General features: G+C 68.3%; 13 protein-coding genes and 2 CRISPR repeat arrays. Of the genes, 3 read left to right on the top strand and 10 right to left on the bottom strand.

The features are described 5' to 3' along the window. Positions 1-176: 176 nt before the first annotated feature. The 3 genes from IPJ61_RS22550 to IPJ61_RS22540 are packed head-to-tail and all read left to right on the top strand — an operon-like array spanning position 177 to position 1,250. Complete coding sequence (locus tag IPJ61_RS22550; protein ID WP_459251291.1) at positions 177-374, top strand: transposase; 198 nt, start codon at positions 177-179, stop codon at positions 372-374. Between the two features lie 52 nt (positions 375-426). After that, the gene (locus tag IPJ61_RS22545; RefSeq protein WP_459251290.1) at positions 427-936 is read left to right on the top strand and encodes a DDE-type integrase/transposase/recombinase; all 510 of its coding nucleotides are present in this window, start codon (positions 427-429) and stop codon (positions 934-936) included. Beyond that, entirely contained in the window at positions 933-1,250 is a 318-nt protein-coding gene (locus tag IPJ61_RS22540; protein ID WP_459251289.1) for an integrase core domain-containing protein, read from the top strand. The genes IPJ61_RS22545 and IPJ61_RS22540 overlap by 4 nt, the downstream gene beginning before the upstream one ends. A 325-nt stretch (positions 1,251-1,575) precedes the next feature. Then, positions 1,576-2,925: direct repeats of the CRISPR family, unit length 27 nt; unit sequence GGATCATCCCCGCTGCGCGGGGAGCAC. A 95-nt stretch (positions 2,926-3,020) separates the two neighbouring features. Here IPJ61_RS22540 and istB read toward each other — a convergent pair. The 10 genes from istB to cas3 form a co-directional block, all read right to left on the bottom strand. Then, a complete protein-coding gene (istB, locus tag IPJ61_RS13165; RefSeq protein ID WP_297108081.1) occupies positions 3,021-3,809 on the bottom strand; it encodes an IS21-like element helper ATPase IstB in 789 nt (262 codons plus the stop codon). Next, positions 3,809-5,065, bottom strand: coding sequence for an IS21 family transposase (gene istA / locus IPJ61_RS13160; protein WP_297108078.1), 1,257 nt, complete (start codon positions 5,063-5,065; stop codon positions 3,809-3,811). The genes istB and istA overlap by 1 nt, the downstream gene beginning before the upstream one ends. 79 nt (positions 5,066-5,144) lie before the next feature. Continuing rightward, positions 5,145-7,749: direct repeats of the CRISPR family, unit length 27 nt; unit sequence GGATCATCCCCGCTGCGCGGGGAGCAC. 39 nt (positions 7,750-7,788) lie between these two features. Then, positions 7,789-8,145: a type I-E CRISPR-associated endoribonuclease Cas2e gene (gene cas2e / locus IPJ61_RS13155; RefSeq protein ID WP_297108074.1), complete on the bottom strand. Its 357-nt coding sequence runs from the start codon at positions 8,143-8,145 to the stop codon at positions 7,789-7,791. Next, positions 8,142-9,074 carry a type I-E CRISPR-associated endonuclease Cas1e gene (cas1e, locus tag IPJ61_RS13150; RefSeq protein WP_297108071.1) on the bottom strand — a complete coding sequence of 311 codons (933 nt, stop codon included), beginning with the start codon at positions 9,072-9,074 and terminating at the stop codon, positions 8,142-8,144. The genes cas2e and cas1e overlap by 4 nt, the downstream gene beginning before the upstream one ends. Then, positions 9,071-9,706 (bottom strand): type I-E CRISPR-associated protein Cas6/Cse3/CasE, encoded by a 636-nt coding sequence (gene cas6e / locus IPJ61_RS13145; protein ID WP_297108068.1) that lies wholly within the window; start codon positions 9,704-9,706, stop codon positions 9,071-9,073. Before cas6e ends, cas1e begins: the two co-directional genes overlap by 4 nt. Then, a complete protein-coding gene (gene cas5e, locus IPJ61_RS13140) occupies positions 9,706-10,425 on the bottom strand; it encodes a type I-E CRISPR-associated protein Cas5/CasD (protein WP_297108065.1) in 720 nt (239 codons plus the stop codon). The genes cas6e and cas5e overlap by 1 nt, the downstream gene beginning before the upstream one ends. Next, the gene (cas7e, locus tag IPJ61_RS13135; RefSeq protein WP_297108062.1) at positions 10,422-11,549 is read right to left on the bottom strand and encodes a type I-E CRISPR-associated protein Cas7/Cse4/CasC; all 1,128 of its coding nucleotides are present in this window, start codon (positions 11,547-11,549) and stop codon (positions 10,422-10,424) included. Before cas7e ends, cas5e begins: the two co-directional genes overlap by 4 nt. A gap of 1 nt (position 11,550) precedes the next feature. Then, positions 11,551-12,168: a type I-E CRISPR-associated protein Cse2/CasB gene (gene casB, locus IPJ61_RS13130; RefSeq protein ID WP_297108059.1), complete on the bottom strand. Its 618-nt coding sequence runs from the start codon at positions 12,166-12,168 to the stop codon at positions 11,551-11,553. After that, positions 12,165-13,754, bottom strand: a complete 1,590-nt coding sequence (casA, locus tag IPJ61_RS13125; protein WP_297108056.1) for a type I-E CRISPR-associated protein Cse1/CasA — start codon at positions 13,752-13,754, stop codon at positions 12,165-12,167. The genes casB and casA overlap by 4 nt, the downstream gene beginning before the upstream one ends. Next, positions 13,751-16,648 (bottom strand): CRISPR-associated helicase Cas3', encoded by a 2,898-nt coding sequence (gene cas3 / locus IPJ61_RS13120; protein WP_297108053.1) that lies wholly within the window; start codon positions 16,646-16,648, stop codon positions 13,751-13,753. Before cas3 ends, casA begins: the two co-directional genes overlap by 4 nt.

Genomic DNA, 16,648 nt, shown 5'->3' with positions numbered 1-16,648 from the left:
CACGGGACTGCTGAAGGTTTGGTTGACTCCAGATCGCATGACTCTCACGAGAGGGTCGTGCCTGGAAGGATGGCATCCATGCCGAAGATCGCTTACACCGACGGGGTTCAGGCGCGACGCGGTCGCGCTGGTCGCCCTCAGGCATCCCGCAGAAGCAGGTCGCCGGGGACATGGGGATGGCCAAGACCACCCTTCAAGCCTGGGTCCGCGACGCTCGCTTCCAGTCCCACGGGATGACCCCGACCACCGATCCTGAGCAGCGCAAGGACATGGCCCAGGCGTTACGCAGGATCCGCGAGCTGGAGATGGAGAACGAGGTCCTACGGCGAGCGGCGGCGTATCTGTCGCAGGCTCACATCACGCCCCCAAAATGATCTACCCGCTCGTGAAGGAGATGGCTGCGGTCGGTGCCACCGTGAGGTGCCGGTGGCGGTCGCGTGTCGGGTGTTGGGATTCTCCAAGCAGGGCTACTACAAGTGGCTCAAGCAGCCGGTGTCGGCCCGCGAGGCCGAAGAGCGTGAGCTGATCGACGTGCTCCACCAGCTCCACGATGATGACCCGGAGGGCGGCTACCGCGTCCTGGCCGATGACATTGCCGAGTTGGGCTACGAGTTGTCGGAGCGCAGAGTGTGGCGGCTGTGCCGGGTCGCTGGCATCCAGTCGGTGTTCACCAGGCGCAAGACCCGGTACAAGAAGGCCGGCGCTCCCGTCCACGATGACCTGGTCAACAGGCAGTTCAGCGCCGACGGCCCCAACGAGCTATGGCTGGGCGACATCACCGAGCACCGCACCGCGAGGGCAAGGTCTACCTTTGTGATCAAGGACGTGTTCTCCAACCGGATCGTGGGCTACTCGATCGATTCGCGGATGAAGGCCCGTATCGCCGTCAACGCGCTCCAGATGGCGGTGGCCCACCGAGGCGGCCCGCCGGGGTGATCGTGCATTCCGACCGCGGGTCCCAATTCCGCTCCAGACGCTTCCTGAAGGCCCTCAAACGCCACGGCCTGACCGGCTCCATGGGCCGCGTGGGGGCATGCGGTGACAACGCCGCGATGGAGTCGTTCTTCGCGCTCCTGCGGAAGAACGTCCTCGACCGACGGTCCTGGAGTACACGAGAGGAACTGCGGCTAGCGATCGTGTCCTGGATCGAGGGGAAGTACCACCGGAAACGCCGTCAACGCAGGCTCGGGAAACTCACCCCGGTCGAGTTCGAACTCATCATGAAACCAACCGCTAGACTGGCGGCATAAACCCCGGAGGTCAACCAAACCTTCAGCGGACCCCCGCCCCCGCACCGGGCCCGCGGCCCCGCCGGCCCCCCCCCCCCCGGCCCCCGCGCGGGAGCCCCCCCGCGGCGGGAGCACCACGGGCCTGACTAGTCGCTTCGGTTCGCGAACGGATCATCCCCGCTGCGCGGGGAGCACAGCCGCTGGATCTGCCGCGACTGCCCATCAAACGGATCATCCCCGCTGCGCGGGGAGCACTCACGTACGTGATTCATGATCGGTTCTCCTTCGGGATCATCCCGCTGCGCGGGGAGCACCCGGACAGATCCGCTGGGTCCGATCGGGCAACGGGATCATCCCCGCTGCGCGGGGAGCACTAGGGGTCGATGCCGATCGCATCGACGTAGGCGGGATCATCCCCGCTGCGCGGGGAGCACGCGGGCCTTGGTGGGTCCGAGCCCAGCGTGATGCGGATCATCCCCGCTGCGCGGGGAGCACGTCGGGGGCGGTCACGACTCGACCGCCCACCGCGGATCATCCCCGCTGCGCGGGGAGCACTGCCGCGACCGAGCAGGGTGTGCGAGGCGTGAACGGATCATCCCCGCTGCGCGGGGAGCACGTAACGCGAACGGCGAGCATGCCCGCAGGTAGCGGATCATCCCCGCTGCGCGGGGAGCACCGGCGCTCGTCGCTCACCTTGTTTCGGAAGGCGGGATCATCCCCGCTGCGCGGGGAGCACATCTGAGCGTCGGCTTTGCCGTTGCGGGTGAGGGGATCATCCCCGCTGCGCGGGGAGCACGACGCCGCTCGCCGCAACCCTGGCCCGGTGATCGGATCATCCCCGCTGCGCGGGGAGCACTGGCGTGGTTCCAAAGAAACCGGAATCCACCAGGGATCATCCCCGCTGCGCGGGGAGCACTCGTTGGACTTGTCGGCCGACTTGTCGTTGGACGGATCATCCCCGCTGCGCGGGGAGCACCTGGGTGTGGAGATCGTGGCCGGTCTCGACAACGGATCATCCCCGCTGCGCGGGGAGCACTATATATAGGTATCCCTCAGGCCGCTAAATATAGGATCATCCCCGCTGCGCGGGGAGCACCTGCCAGACCGCGGGAGATATGTCAACTTACGGGGATCATCCCCGCTGCGCGGGGAGCACCGGCCGATCCTCCACTGGACCGCCGTCGACGTAGGATCATCCCCGCTGCGCGGGGAGCACAGGGTGTAGGTGGATGCCATGATCTCCCAGGGCGGATCATCCCCGCTGCGCGGGGAGCACATTGTGTCCCGGAGGACAGCCCTGACGTTGGCGGGATCATCCCCGCTGCGCGGGGAGCACATCGTGGTGCCGTCGAGGCGCTGGATGCGGCCGGGATCATCCCCGCTGCGCGGGGAGCACCCAGGCGCGCCGCCATCACCCGGCGTCGGGGAAGGATCATCCCCGCTGCGCGGGGAGCACTCGGGCAAGCCGGTCGATTACGTGTTGAAGAGCGGATCATCCCCGCTGCGCGGGGAGCACGCAACGCCTGCCATTGCTACAGCGCTAGAGGCCGGATCATCCCCGCTGCGCGGGGAGCACGGTGTCTGCCTCGATGGAGAAGCGTCCGACGAGGGATCATCCCCGCTGCGCGGGGAGCACGGCGTACCTAGCAACACCAATCCCGGAAGAGGAGGATCATCCCCGCTGCGCGGGGAGCACTTACGGTTAATCCGTGGAAGCAATCAAGTATGTCAACGACGGCTGAAAACTGACCCCTTTTCGTCGGCGAAAATTGACCCCCTCGGGTCGTGTTTCTAGTGGTCCGCTGCCGTAGTGGCGGGCGGGGTGTTGAGGAGCTCGCGGCGGGCGCGGGTGCGGTAGGAGTCACCGGCGAGGGTGAGGACCTCGGCGTGGTGGACGAGGCGGTCGATCATTGCTGCGGCGACGATGTCGTCGCTGAAGATCTCGCCCCATCGGCCGAACGGCATGTTCGATGTGACGAGGACCGAGCCTTGTTCGTAGCGGGACGCGACGAGTTGGAAGAACAGGTTCGCGGCGTCGGCGTCGAAGGGCAGGTAGCCGACTTCGTCGATGATCAGCAGCCGGTAGCGGCGTAGCCGTTTCAGCTCGTGTTCAAGCCTGCCGGTGTGGTGCGCGCTCTGGAGCCGACTTACCCAGCCGGTAGCGGTGTCGAACAGGACGGGGTAGCCGGCGTGGGTTGCTTTGATGCCGAGCCCGATCGCGAGGTGGGTCTTGCCGACCCCGGGAGGGCCGAGGAGGATCACGTTGTCTGCTTTCGGGATCCAGGTCGTCGTCGCGAGGTGAGCGAGGACGTCGCGGCGTAGTGAGGGCTGGTGATCGACGTTGAAGTCTTCGAGGGTCTTCACTGCCGGGAAGTGGGCTCCGGCGATGCGTAGGCTCGTGCCGTTGGCTTCCCGGTCGGCGACCTGGCGTTGCAGGACCGCGGCCAGGTACTCCTCGTGTGTCCAACCCTGGTCGCGGGCGGTCGTGGCGAGCTGTTCCCAGACCCGCCCGATGGTGGGGGCCTTCAACGCGCGGGCCAGGTATCCGAGCGTCGCCGCGGTGTCTGTAGCGGCGCCCATCACAGCACTGCCTCTCCGGTGGTCGGCGCGAACCGGACTCCGAACAAGGCGTCGTAGTCCGCGGTGTCACGCAACATCACCGGCTCGGTGGGTCGGACCAGGGAAGCGGCGCGCTCCCGGTCGCGTTTCGCAGCGGAGAACTGCGCTCGTAGCCCGCGGGCGGTCTCGACATGGCCGGGGTCGGTGACGACCGCGTGGCTGGCCCAGCAGCGGTCATGGTCGGCAACGACCTGCCCGTCACAGATCACGACCACCCGACTCAGCGTCGCGGTGACATCGGCGAGCCGGCCGATCACCCGCGGGTCGACGGAATAGTCGTTCCCGTCGAGACGGACGTAGTAGTCCCGGCTCAGCCGGACCCTCGTCTGCAAGCCCGTCGAGGGCGGACGCGGCGGCAGCGCCGTCATCGCCGCGATATCCCTGTCGAGGACATCAACCGGGCGTCCGCTGAGCGAGCGGACCGTCCGAGCGTTCGCGCGCGGCAACCACTGGCCCAGCTGCTGGTTGAAGTCCGCCGGCGACGCGAAAGACCTGCCGGGCAAAAACGACGTCTCGAAGTAGCCGTTGTTGCGCTCGGTCATCCCCTTGAACTCCGGATCCCGCGGCGGGGCGAGCACCACCCTGGTGGGCAGAGTCCCCGCGAACGCCGCCGCTGCTGCCGTCACCTTGCCCTTCCCGCCGATCGCTGACTCCCGATCCCACACCAGTGTCTTCGACACCGCCCCGACGCCGGCGATCAGCTGCCACATCCCCGCCAGCAGATCCCCTGCCTGACGAGACGGGAGCATCACCGCGGACAGGAACTTCGAGAACGTCAACGTCATCACCAGCACCGGCAGCATCGCCGCCTGACCGAACCCGACCGGGATCCGCGGCTCCGGGAACCACAGGTCCATCTGCGCCGACTCACCCGGCTCCCGTACGATCCGATCCGCCGGATCGACACCGGCGTACTCGGGCCGGATCTGCCGGATCCGGTCCTTCAGGATCGTCAGCGAGTGGTCCCACCCGATCCGCTCCGCGATCACCGTCGCCGGCATCCTCGCATCCACCGCCAGCAGCTTGCGCACCTCCGGCTCGGCAGCGTCGACCAGCAACTGCTTACCCGGGCGCTGATACCTCGGCGGGCCGTCCGACGCGAGCGCCGAGCGGACCGTGTTCCGCGCAATCCCAAGACGACGAGCGATCGCCTTGATCGGCACGCCCTCCGCCCGATGCAACCGGCGGATCTCCGCCCAATCTTCCATACTGATCACCCTCCAAGAGTGGTCGGAAGGGGTCAGATTTCCCCGACGTCTGGGGGTCAGTATTCACGCGTCGTCGACACAAGTACGGGGATCATCCCCGCTGCGCGGGGAGCACGGCTCCGTCCGGTCGCGGTCGAGATCCAGGAGCGGATCATCCCCGCTGCGCGGGGAGCACGGCAACGCCAATTCCGGAGGAGGTCTCCACGGTCGGATCATCCCCGCTGCGCGGGGAGCACCGCCAAGTACGCCCAGCTGGTGGACGGCGACTTCGGATCATCCCCGCTGCGCGGGGAGCACGGGTTGTGATGGCGTCAACCTGGACGGGTCTGGGGATCATCCCCGCTGCGCGGGGAGCACTACCTGACAAAGGGACAGAACTCCTGGACTTCCGGATCATCCCCGCTGCGCGGGGAGCACGTGGGGGACTTGTCGGCCGCCTTGTCGCTGGCCGGATCATCCCCGCTGCGCGGGGAGCACTGGCGGTCGCGCTGATGATCGCGCGGGACAGCGTGGATCATCCCCGCTGCGCGGGGAGCACCTCCCGTAGTATGGCCGTGGGGCTCCGGTCGACGGATCATCCCCGCTGCGCGGGGAGCACTTTCCCTCAACCGCGCGGCTTGCCACGATTGCGGGATCATCCCCGCTGCGCGGGGAGCACCCGGCATCCGTCCACAGTGCCGTGATTGCGCTGGGATCATCCCCGCTGCGCGGGGAGCACGCAACGCCTGCCATAGCAACAGCACTGGAAGGCGGATCATCCCCGCTGCGCGGGGAGCACCGGACGCTAAATATATTCACGTCGCAGGCAGGGGGATCATCCCCGCTGCGCGGGGAGCACCCTGCATCGCGTCGTCTTGCTGACGTTCGGCCGGATCATCCCCGCTGCGCGGGGAGCACTTGACCGCGGCCGTGACATCTGGAGGGGTTGCCGGATCATCCCCGCTGCGCGGGGAGCACGGCTCTTCGACAAGCCGCCGGCGCCGACAGCCGGGATCATCCCCGCTGCGCGGGGAGCACTGGACGTACTCGCGGGTGCGGAGGAGTTGGGTGGGATCATCCCCGCTGCGCGGGGAGCACGCGAGGCGCCACTCCCGGACTGCGCCGAAGCCGGGATCATCCCCGCTGCGCGGGGAGCACTGACCGACACCACCGCCCCGTCAGGGTGGATAGGGATCATCCCCGCTGCGCGGGGAGCACTAGGTGGCGGCGGGGCCGCTCTTGAGCCATTCCGGATCATCCCCGCTGCGCGGGGAGCACAGGCCGTGGCTGCGGAGCGCGCCGAGGTACTGGGGATCATCCCCGCTGCGCGGGGAGCACCCCTCAACCGCAAGCTCGGTGGCCACTCACCGGGATCATCCCCGCTGCGCGGGGAGCACCGACGCGACACCGGCGACACCGAGCGTGACGGCGGATCATCCCCGCTGCGCGGGGAGCACGGCCGACCAGGACGAGGTGTAGACGTGGCAACAGGGATCATCCCCGCTGCGCGGGGAGCACCCCATCTCCCGCGACAGGGCTTTGGCCTTGCCGGGATCATCCCCGCTGCGCGGGGAGCACATCGGCTTCGACGGCCAGCGAGCGCGGCACCAGGGATCATCCCCGCTGCGCGGGGAGCACCGCACCAGTCGCAGACGACCGTCACAGCGGCCCGGATCATCCCCGCTGCGCGGGGAGCACATCAGGAGTGGCTGCTTCGGGTTCGCCGGGTCCGGATCATCCCCGCTGCGCGGGGAGCACGGGTCGGTCACCTTCGGGGTAGTCGCACCGGCGGATCATCCCCGCTGCGCGGGGAGCACGCCTTCGTCTGCGGCCCGAAAAGGCCGTCGACCGGATCATCCCCGCTGCGCGGGGAGCACCGTGGATCGTCGGCATCCTCGCACACCGCGACCGGATCATCCCCGCTGCGCGGGGAGCACGCCAGGTTCGCCCAGCTAGTGGACGACGGATTCGGATCATCCCCGCTGCGCGGGGAGCACGCGGGACAGAAGGACGCGGGCGCGTTCAGTGAGGGATCATCCCCGCTGCGCGGGGAGCACCAGCACGAGGTCGTCGTCGTTGTGGCTCATGGAGGATCATCCCCGCTGCGCGGGGAGCACATCGGCGCCTTCCCGATCGCCCAACTCAACCAGGGATCATCCCCGCTGCGCGGGGAGCACGCCAGGTCCTGCCACGAGGCCCACGCGCCTGAGGGATCATCCCCGCTGCGCGGGGAGCACTCCGAGGTCGCGGAAGCGTTCGCCACCCCCGACGGATCATCCCCGCTGCGCGGGGAGCACGCGAACCATATGCACTCTTGCGTGGTACACGGGGATCATCCCCGCTGCGCGGGGAGCACCGCGCCGAGGGCGACATGTACAACGCGTTCATGGGATCATCCCCGCTGCGCGGGGAGCACCGAGCCCGTTAGCGAACCCGACGCCTTGAAGGTGGGATCATCCCCGCTGCGCGGGGAGCACGGCGCCCCCGGTTCGCTCGCCAACGTCGCCTACGGATCATCCCCGCTGCGCGGGGAGCACACGCCGACCGCGGGAGGCGCCGCGACCAGGACCGGATCATCCCCGCTGCGCGGGGAGCACTGGCCTTATCGTCCGCCCTGTCGCGCCATCGGATCATCCCCGCTGCGCGGGGAGCACGAACCACGCCGCTCCCCACCATCTCCCGAGACAGGATCATCCCCGCTGCGCGGGGAGCACACTTGTTGACTAGGGACTCGATCTGACCCGAAGCTGATTCTAGTTCGGTTTCTGTGCCTTAAGCCAGCGGAATCGCGCGGCGCGAGGGATCACGCTCTTGACGGCTTCTCCCGTGGTGTCTCGGGCGGTCGGCCGCTGCAGAGTCACAAACCCATCGAGGTCCACAGGCTTCCAGCGGTGACCCCAGTTGCGAACCTCAAAGCCTTGCTCGTTGGACGACGAAAGCACCATGAGAGCTGTCCCGTCTCCGACACCTTCGCGGGTGATGTCCCACAGCTCGTCGCGTACGCGCGCGGAGACCCGGCCGACGAAAACACCCGGCGCCACCTCCAGAAGCCATTTAGTGAGGTGCCCTCTGATCCCTTCCGGCACCTTGCTCAGGACGATGGTGATCAAAAGTCCACCTCTGAGTAGTCGACGCCACCGGCCAGCGCGCCTTGGCGGTCATCCCACAGACGGACGATGTCCACGTCGAAGTCGACATCGTCGGACGGTAGGACCAGTCGCTTGATGTCCTTGACGCAGCGCGCGAGAACATCGCTGGAGCGCAACGCATCTCGTACGCGTCGCCGGGTGTCGCCCGCAACGTCCAGTGAGCCTTCGGCCACCACGTCGAAGGCGAGCGGAATGGTCACCTCGGCCTTGTACAGATCTGCCATGTCGTAGACGAAGGCTCGTGAGTGGCCTGTGTGAACGAATCCGAGTCCGGGCGCGCAGCCCAGCGACACGATCACGGCGTGCACGACGCCGTACAGGCACGTGTGGGCGGCGGACAAGGCCTGGTTGATGGCGTCGGAGTCGTCGAACGCCTCGGGGTTGTAGTCGCGGCGCTTCCACTCCACGCCTGTGCGCTCCGAATGTCGTCGGTAGAGGTTCCGGACGCGGGCGCCCTCGCGGCCACGAAGTTGCTGCATGGTGAGCCCTCTGACGGCTTCGTCGGGGAAGCGCTGCTCGTACATCGCGCGGGCGACGGCCAGTCTGGACCGAGTGTTACTGACGGCTGCGGCCTGTGCCTCCAGTAGCCGGGTGGTGCGGGCCAATGACGCGCCGTGCGCGTAGTACCGGACGCCGCTCTCACCCACCCAGACGACGGTGACCCCGCACGACGCCAGCAACATCATCGCGTGATGCGTCACCCGCGTCCCTGGGCCCAGCAGCACCGCCGAGATGGTCGCGGCCGGAACGTGCACAGTGCCCTGTTCGCTGGTCGCGGTGATCGCGTTGCTGTCGCGGCTCACCGTACAGCGCTCCAGGTGGAGGAACGTTACGCGCTCCTCTACCCGGACCAGCTGTTGCGATGTCGGGGGTTTAGCCCCCGGGATCACGGCTTCGCCAGCGTCATCAGGCCACACCCGTAGGCCTTCGCGCGCCCGATGCCTTGGGTCAAGGCCACTCGCAGGAGCGCGGGATCCACCACCTTGAGCACGCCCTCGAACCGGGCAGTGCTCAGCGTCACGGCGGACTCCGAGCGGCGGAATCGACGCACCTCGCGGCCCGTAAGGGTGAAGCTCGGGTCGTCCTCCTCGCCGAGCGAGACCCCCAGGGACGTCTGACGGCTCAGCAACCAACCCACCTGCTGGGCGACGGTCACGTGCCCGAGCACCTTGCTGACGCCGTTGATCTCGGCGCGATGCGTCGGATTGGCCGTCAGTCGGAACGCCCACGTCTGGCCGATGTCCAAGGCGTCGAGCAGGGGTGCATACGACGTCGCCTGCGTTGTGGATTGGCTGGGCCACCCCGCCTGCTCCTCCAGGTGAGTGAGGTCCGGGGCGCGCTCGCTCAAGACGTAGAGCGCGGGCCGCAGCTCGTCGTCGGCGTCGACGCGCCACAGGGGACGTCTGGGCTCGGCCCCGGGGGGGAACCCCGCGAGGACGGCTGCATGCATGGCCTGCGGTGAACCCAGGAGCTTCTGAGCACCCCGACGGCGGGCGTTGAGGTAGGTACGCGTCAGGTACATCACAGGCCTCCGAGGGTTGCCATGGGGTCGTGTGGGAGCCCCGACGGTGCAGCCGTCTCCGAGCCGGTCGGGATGACGACGTACGAGTCGACGACCATGCGCGTCCGATACTGGCGAAGCTCCGGATTCCACGAGACCGGGACGTCGGCGAACTCGTGGGACGGCGGCACCCCGTGCAGGACGCCCTGGTCCGCGCGCACCGCCAAGCGAACGGTCGACTCCCGGTAGTGGCGCCGCTTCCCGCTGACCCCCGCCTGCCAGGGGCAGGCCTCCAAAGCCTCGTGCACCTCGACGTCGTCAACGCCGAGCGAGACTCGCCCCTCGGGAACACACGAGCGTCGCCCGAAGTAGAGCGGATAACTGGGGTCGCGCAGCGCGTCGTGGAGGCCCGCGAGCACGGGCTCCGGTCCGCCGACGAAGGCCACGAATACCGCGTCGCTCCAGTAGAACCGGTCGGTGAGCGGCATGGCCGCACCCGTCACCTGGTGGTGGGCGGTGTGGAAATCGCGGAGCAGCACGCCGGGCTGATCGACACGGACCGCGAGGGTCAGCGTGAGCAGGTCCTCGATGGAGTCACTGCGCCGACGGCCCTGCGCCGCGGCGAGCAGTCCGAGAATGCCGCTCTTGGTGGGCGCGGACTCGGTCGTACGACGCGTGAAACGACTGGACGCGCCCCAGCTTTGCAGCGGCGAGGCGAGCCGGAGCGTCAGGACGCTCATGCCTGACCCGTCGCGGCCGCCACCGTGTCGGCGACCAGCTCGTCGAGCGTCCGAGCCTCGGCCACCGTCGCCAGCGTCGCGCGATAGGCGGGGAGCGCGGTCGCGAAGATCTTCTCGGGCGTGCGCCAGGTGGAGAACACGTCTTTCGCGTGCTCCGCGAGCCGTTCGACGGCCGGGCCCATGTATCCCTCCCGCGCCTTGACCGGGGCCTCGAAGGCCCCGACGAGGCTGGCCGGCTGGCCCTTTCCGACGGTGACCAGCACGACGTCGGGCCGTGTGCCGTTGGCGAACGTCGTCTGTTTGCCGCTGGGCATGGAGACGACGAAGCTGCGCAAAAACGCCTCGATCGCGCGATTCGTCGCCTCCGCTGAGCCGAGATTCTCGCTCAGCTGGTCGACGTTGATGGCTGCGTAGCGGTAGAGGGTGGAGGAGATGTAGGCGACCGTGCCCATCATCCCGGCCCCCGCGTCCTCCTCGTCCTCGTTGCGATCCTTCGCATCGTCGACGGCGGTGTAGAAGTCGTATTCAGGGGTCGCCTCGTGCACGCTGATCGCGTGGGCCACCTGGCACGCGGCGTCCACGTTCAGGTCGGAGGAATCGGCGATCATCCGGCCGAAGAGCGCGATGTCGATGGAGTGGTCGGCGTCGACGAGTTGCTTCACCTTCGCCGCTTTCATCGCGTTCAGGGGGTCGGCCTCGTCGCTCACGGCGACGGCGGCCTCCGCGAGCGACTCGATCTGGCGCTGAGATAGGAAGACAAGATACCCGGTCTCCGGCTGTCCCTCGGACTCACCCTTGCGACGAGTCTTGGGCACCGGCCTCTTGAAGCCCGCGGCCTCCATCGCCGCCACCGCCAGGTCCTGCGCGCGATCGGACAGGTCGGGTCGACGCTCCTCGATGGCGGTTGCGATCGAGCCGACGATCATCCGGCTGCGCGTGCCGACCTCAAGCGGATCCAGCGTCTCGTTGAAGTCCTCGCGGATCGCCCGCTTCCAGGACTGGCTGGAGACGCGTGAGCGGGTGGCCCCGCCATAGACCGCCGTCTTCGGTGCCCCGGAGTCGTCGCGATTAATGTTCGATGGGGGGACGGTCTGGAGGGCGTGGAATTCGATGTAAGTGGTCATGTCAGTTGTCTCCTTCGACGGCGGTGGAATCGGTGGTGGTCTGGGTAGGGAGGCGGTGGAAGTCACGACCCCAAGTGCGGCGGACCTCGGCGTTGCGGCCGGCGTCCTGCAGCAGGAGCAGGTTCCGAGTGAAGCGACCGTAGTCGAATGCGATGTCGTAGCTGCGCAGCTGCGTGACGAGGCTGCCCAGCTGGCTCCGGATGCCCGGCAGGTTGGTCGTGGTCGACAGCGTCGTGAACCGGCGGTAGACCGGGCTTTCGTACGGCTCCGAGCCAGGCGACGTCGCCTCGGCCAGTCGTCTGATCGCGCGGCCGAAGGGCTGTCCCGCGTCGTGCATGCAGTGCGATCGTGCCTGTTGATGCACCGCGAACTGTGTGAGGGCCATGTGGATGGCAGTCTCGATGCGGTTCAGCTGCAGGCCGGTGATGTCGTCCGGGATGCCCTCGCTAGTGATCGGCCAGATCGACGGGACGGTCCCGGGCTCCTTGTCGGCCGCCTGCCGCAACTGCGCCAGCTGCGCGCGAGAGGCGGGGCTCAGGTTGGTCGGATCCTTGCCGACCAGGCGATAGATGCGTTCGGTCACGAAACGGCTGGGGGAGAACTTCTCCTGTTCGCTCATGCTGACTCCTCCTTCTTGGTCGGGTAGGCAAGGGGAAGCTCCTTGCGCAGGGTGTGGCGGAAGAAGCCCTCCGCCTTGCCGACGGTCATGAACCCGTTCCTGGTGTTCCTGCCCGCGTAGGCCGCCGGTGGCGCCGCATCGGCGACGGCGTCGGCGATCGGTTCGAGGGTCGACCGCACGAGCTCCTGCCAGGCTCGGTTCTCCGCGATCGTGTCCGAAGAGCTCGTCAGCTGGGCGATCCAGCGGGGCGCTACCTCGTCGAGGGCTGCCCATGCTTGGAGACGTGCTCGTTCCGCCGCCCCCTCCAGCCCGTCGAAGTCTCCGGCCGACGCCGCGACGTTGCTTGCCATGCGGCCGAGCGCCCACACGCAGGTATCTGCCGTCCGTACCGAATCCTGGATCATGACGGCCACAGCCCCCGCGTCGGGCCCCAGCATCGAGACTCTCAGGTCCACCGCGTCGCTGACCAATTCGGCGACGGTGGCCTCCTGTGGCCCGTAGTCGATGCCCACGGCCTCCAGGCGCACCTGCTCGAGGGCAGCTGGCAGGAGGTCCTCCACCTGGCTGAGGTGTTCAGCGACGCGCGAGCGCATCGTTGCCTCGTTGCCGTCGATGTCGGTGGGGTGGCTGGGCAGCTGCGCGGGGAGCCCGCGCCAGAAGGCGCGCGTCGGGTCGTGCTTCTGCGGCATGTAGACAGCCATCTTCAGCTTCGCGGACTGCGGCTTGGAATACCGCCACCCCGTCATGGGTTCGAGGTCGTGCCGGTTCTGCGGCGTCATCCGATCGCCCTGTGCAAGGACGACGCCGGTGACGCCGTCACGGTCGCCCACCAGCCGCACGCGGCGGGTCTGCCACACCAGCAGTTCGACGGGCCCGTTCGGGCGCGGCTCGAGCTGGCGCTGCTCGGTCTGTGGCTTCTCGTGCGCCCAGACGGGACGATCCGCGTCGTTGCGCTCCGTGGGGACGATGTTGAACGCGAGGGTCTGGGCCAGGGAGTCGCCGTGATAGAGCAGCCCGCCGATCTGGCCGGCCCACCCGGGGCCGATGGGGTAGCCCTTCCCGCCCTTGGTCTCCGGGTCGCCGACGGCCGCCGAGCGGATGCCGCTCGGGTCAAACGCATGGACGTGGATCAGCCATCGCGCGGCCTCGGCGGCGGAGATCCGCTCGAGTCCCCGCCCGGTGCGCACGGTCAGGAACGGCGTCCCGTTGGGCACGTCGCTGATCAGCTTCTCAAGGCCTGCCACCTCGCCCTTGGCTGTGCGCAGGTCAGCTACCTGCATGAAAGGCCGCTGCGGGTGGAAGAGTTCGAACCGGTCCGCGTAGTCGTCGAGATAGGCGAGCACGCGTGCCGTGTCGAGCCCGGTCCTGAGCAGCTGCTTCGTGTCGGCGAGCGAGTGGAAGCCGATCGCGTCGTGGCAGATCGCCAGGAGTACCCGCAGGATCGCGAAGCCCTGCGTGGGCAGGTCGCCATTGATCCGGCGCACATCGTCGGCGCGCGTGAAACAGTCGCGCAGCGACAGATCGGCAGCGGTGCCGTCGCGGACGAGCACGGGGATCCACGGCTCGTCAAGCAGGTTGTAGCTCATGCGTCGCTCACCTCCAGTCCGCGTGTGGGCGAGTAGGTCAGCCGGTAGTGCTTCCTGCCCGCGGAGAGTTCGGTCATCAAGGTGGTGCTCCCTTCTTCGGGTTGGTTCATGGGCAAGAACAGCTCGCCCTTGAGGAGGGGGTGTTGCCGCCAGGCCCATCTGCGGGTGGCGGGGTCTCGATCGAGCGCGGTCACCACGTCGTCGAGGTCCCAGCGCGTCATCGCGGTGGGGAGCCGCACCGCCCAGCCGGCGACCTCGCGCGCCACCTCGTCGGATGGCCGCGTGGACGTGTCGAGGGTCTCCACCTGGCTGGGGTTCTTGGTGAGCCACGGGGGCCGAACGGCGGAGCCCGCGGGGGCGATCGGAACGACGATGACCTCGAGGGTGGGGTCGGTGTCGCGGACAGCGATCCCCATCGCGATTTCGCTGCTATCTGGAGCAACGGTCAGCCAGTCGCCCAGCGAGGTGCGCGGGTCGCCGTCGGGGTTCCACGGCACGACACACCATTTTGCAGCTTTCTCGCGCTGCTTCTCGATCTCGCGTTCGTGGTTCGCCCTCGCCTCACTCAGCATCGCTTGCCAAGCCTCCCGACCGACGTGCCCCGATCCGAGCGCGCGCTCGACGAGGCGCGCGACGTCGTCCGGGATGCGAATCGTGGGGCCGTGCTCGACGAGCGTCGCAGCCGTGCGGAGCAGCAGATGGGAGCCGTATACCGCCAGCGAGCCGGGCGTCGCGGAAGGGAGAGCGTCATCGGAGGGAAGATCGGCTAGGAGGAAGAGGCGTGCGGTGGCGTGCCTGTGCGGGCGGATACGGGCGTGGCGATGCAGCCGACCTACGCGCTGCAGCAGCAGGTCGACCGGGGCGAGATCGGTGTAGAGGACGTCGAAATCTACGTCGAGGCTCTGCTCGACCACCTGGGTGGACACCACCGCGATCCGATCGGGACGCTCTACGCCGTCCTTTCCGAAGAGGTAGCGCAACTCCTCGTCGTTGCCCGCGCGGTCGACTGCGAGGAAGCCCGCATGGGTCAGCAGCACGGCGATACCCGCCTCCTCGAGCGCCGCGGCGGTGGCCTGGGCATCCTTGACCGTGTTGCGCACGACAAGGGCGCAGCCGCCATGGGCGAGGTCGTCGCGCACGCTGGCCACGATCCTGTCGAGGGCCGTCGGGTGCCATGTCCATTGCACCGATCTGCCGGGTCTGTTCTCTGCGACCACCCTGGCCGTGATCGGTGCTTCGTCACGCGGCAGGATGGTGAGCAACGGGTAGTCGTCCTCCGCGAACGACAGCTTCTCGGCCTCGGCCGCCCTGCCGGGGCGATACGCGGAGAGGAAGCGGCGGCGGCGCTCGGCGGTCAGCGTCGCGGACAGCAGGATCACGGGCACGTCGTAGGCGCCGAGCCAGCTGAGTGCCGAGTCCAGGTAGACGTTCATGAAGTCGTCCGACGCATGCGCCTCGTCGATGATGACGACCTTACCGCCGAGCGCCAGATGATCGAGCATGAGGTGCTTGCGCTGCAGCGCCGCGCGGAGCACCTGGTCGATGGTCACCACCGCGAAGTTCGACAACAGCCGCCGTTTCGCGCCCAGGAACCACTGATGGACGACGGCGTTGCAGAGGGCGGGCGTCTCCTCGCCTTCGAAGATCGGCGCGTGCTCCTCCGTACGCGCGAGTCTCCGCTCGAAGGCCTTCACTGCCTCGTTCAGCTTCGCGAATTCCTGGTTCAGCTGGCTCTTCCCGTGGCCGAGAGTGAGCGCCCACGCGCCGACCTCCGCCGGCGGCTCGGGCAGGTCGTCGATCCAGCGCGCGACCCTGCTGAACATCGCGTTGGTCGTGGCCTGCGTGGGCAGCGCGATCACGATGCCCTGCGATCCCCGCCGGCTCGCGATGGACTCGGCGGCGGCCAGCGCGGCCTCGGTCTTGCCGCCGCCCGTCTCCGTCTCGATCAGCATGAGGCCGATGTCGACGGTGCGGGCGGCGTCCAGGGCCGCCGTCTGCATCGCGTGAGGCGTGACGGTGGGCTCCCAGCCGAAACGCGAGCGGAAGAAGTCTGGCGCGGGTGAGTCGTCCCGCGGCGGCTGCCATGGCGGGGGCATCGCGATCTCGCCCCACGCGACTGCGGTCCGGGCGGGCATGTCGGCCTCGACCTCGCCGCTGCGCCCCCGCGGCCGGAGCGGAAAGAGTGCGGTGTTGGACGCCAACCAGTCCGCCACGATGACGAAGCCGGTGATCTCGATCAGCGTCGGCAGGGACACGGAGAGTTGGCCTCCTGCACGTAGCAGCTCGTCGAAGCCGGTCTCACGGGCCTGCCAGTCCAGCAGGCCGAACCGCACCTTCTCCCAGGCGTCGCGCCCCATCCCATTGGGCCGCTTGCTGTGAAGCCGGGGCGCATGCTGGACGGGGCGGCCGTGGTGAGCGCCGATGACAGAGGCGAGGCCTTTGGCGGCGTCCTCGTCCACGCCCTTCGTCTCCAACCAGCGCGTGGCGGCGTGCTGTCCGATGAGCGAGTGAGGCAGCTCCCTCCTGTCATCGCGCAGCTCCTGGATGGTGTGACACGTGAGCCCGGTGTCCCGCGCGAGTTGGGCCAGCGGCTCCGATTGGGCCACGAACGCCGGAGCGGCCTTGCCCACGTCGTGCGTCGCGGCCAGGAACAGCGCGATTGTGCGCATACCGTCCGCGCCAGGAGGCTCGGCCACCCACCTCTCCTTCACGGACCTCGACAGCCAATGCTCGTAGAGCAACTCGGCCACCGTACGTGTGTCTGCGAGATGCTGGGGGAGGGACTGCCAAAAGTCAGCGCCTCCGGTCTTAGCCCAGACCGAGGTTGAGAGCGGTGGTGGGTGCGTGATGTTTGGAGCCGATCCCCACCCGTCGGTGGCGAGTCCTGAGGTCAT

It is taken from the genome of Tessaracoccus sp., from assembly GCF_016714275.1.
Taxonomy (GTDB): domain Bacteria; phylum Actinomycetota; class Actinomycetes; order Propionibacteriales; family Propionibacteriaceae; genus Arachnia.
Note: the sequence above shows the minus strand (reverse complement) of the source record. Positions and strands in the feature narration are given on the sequence as shown.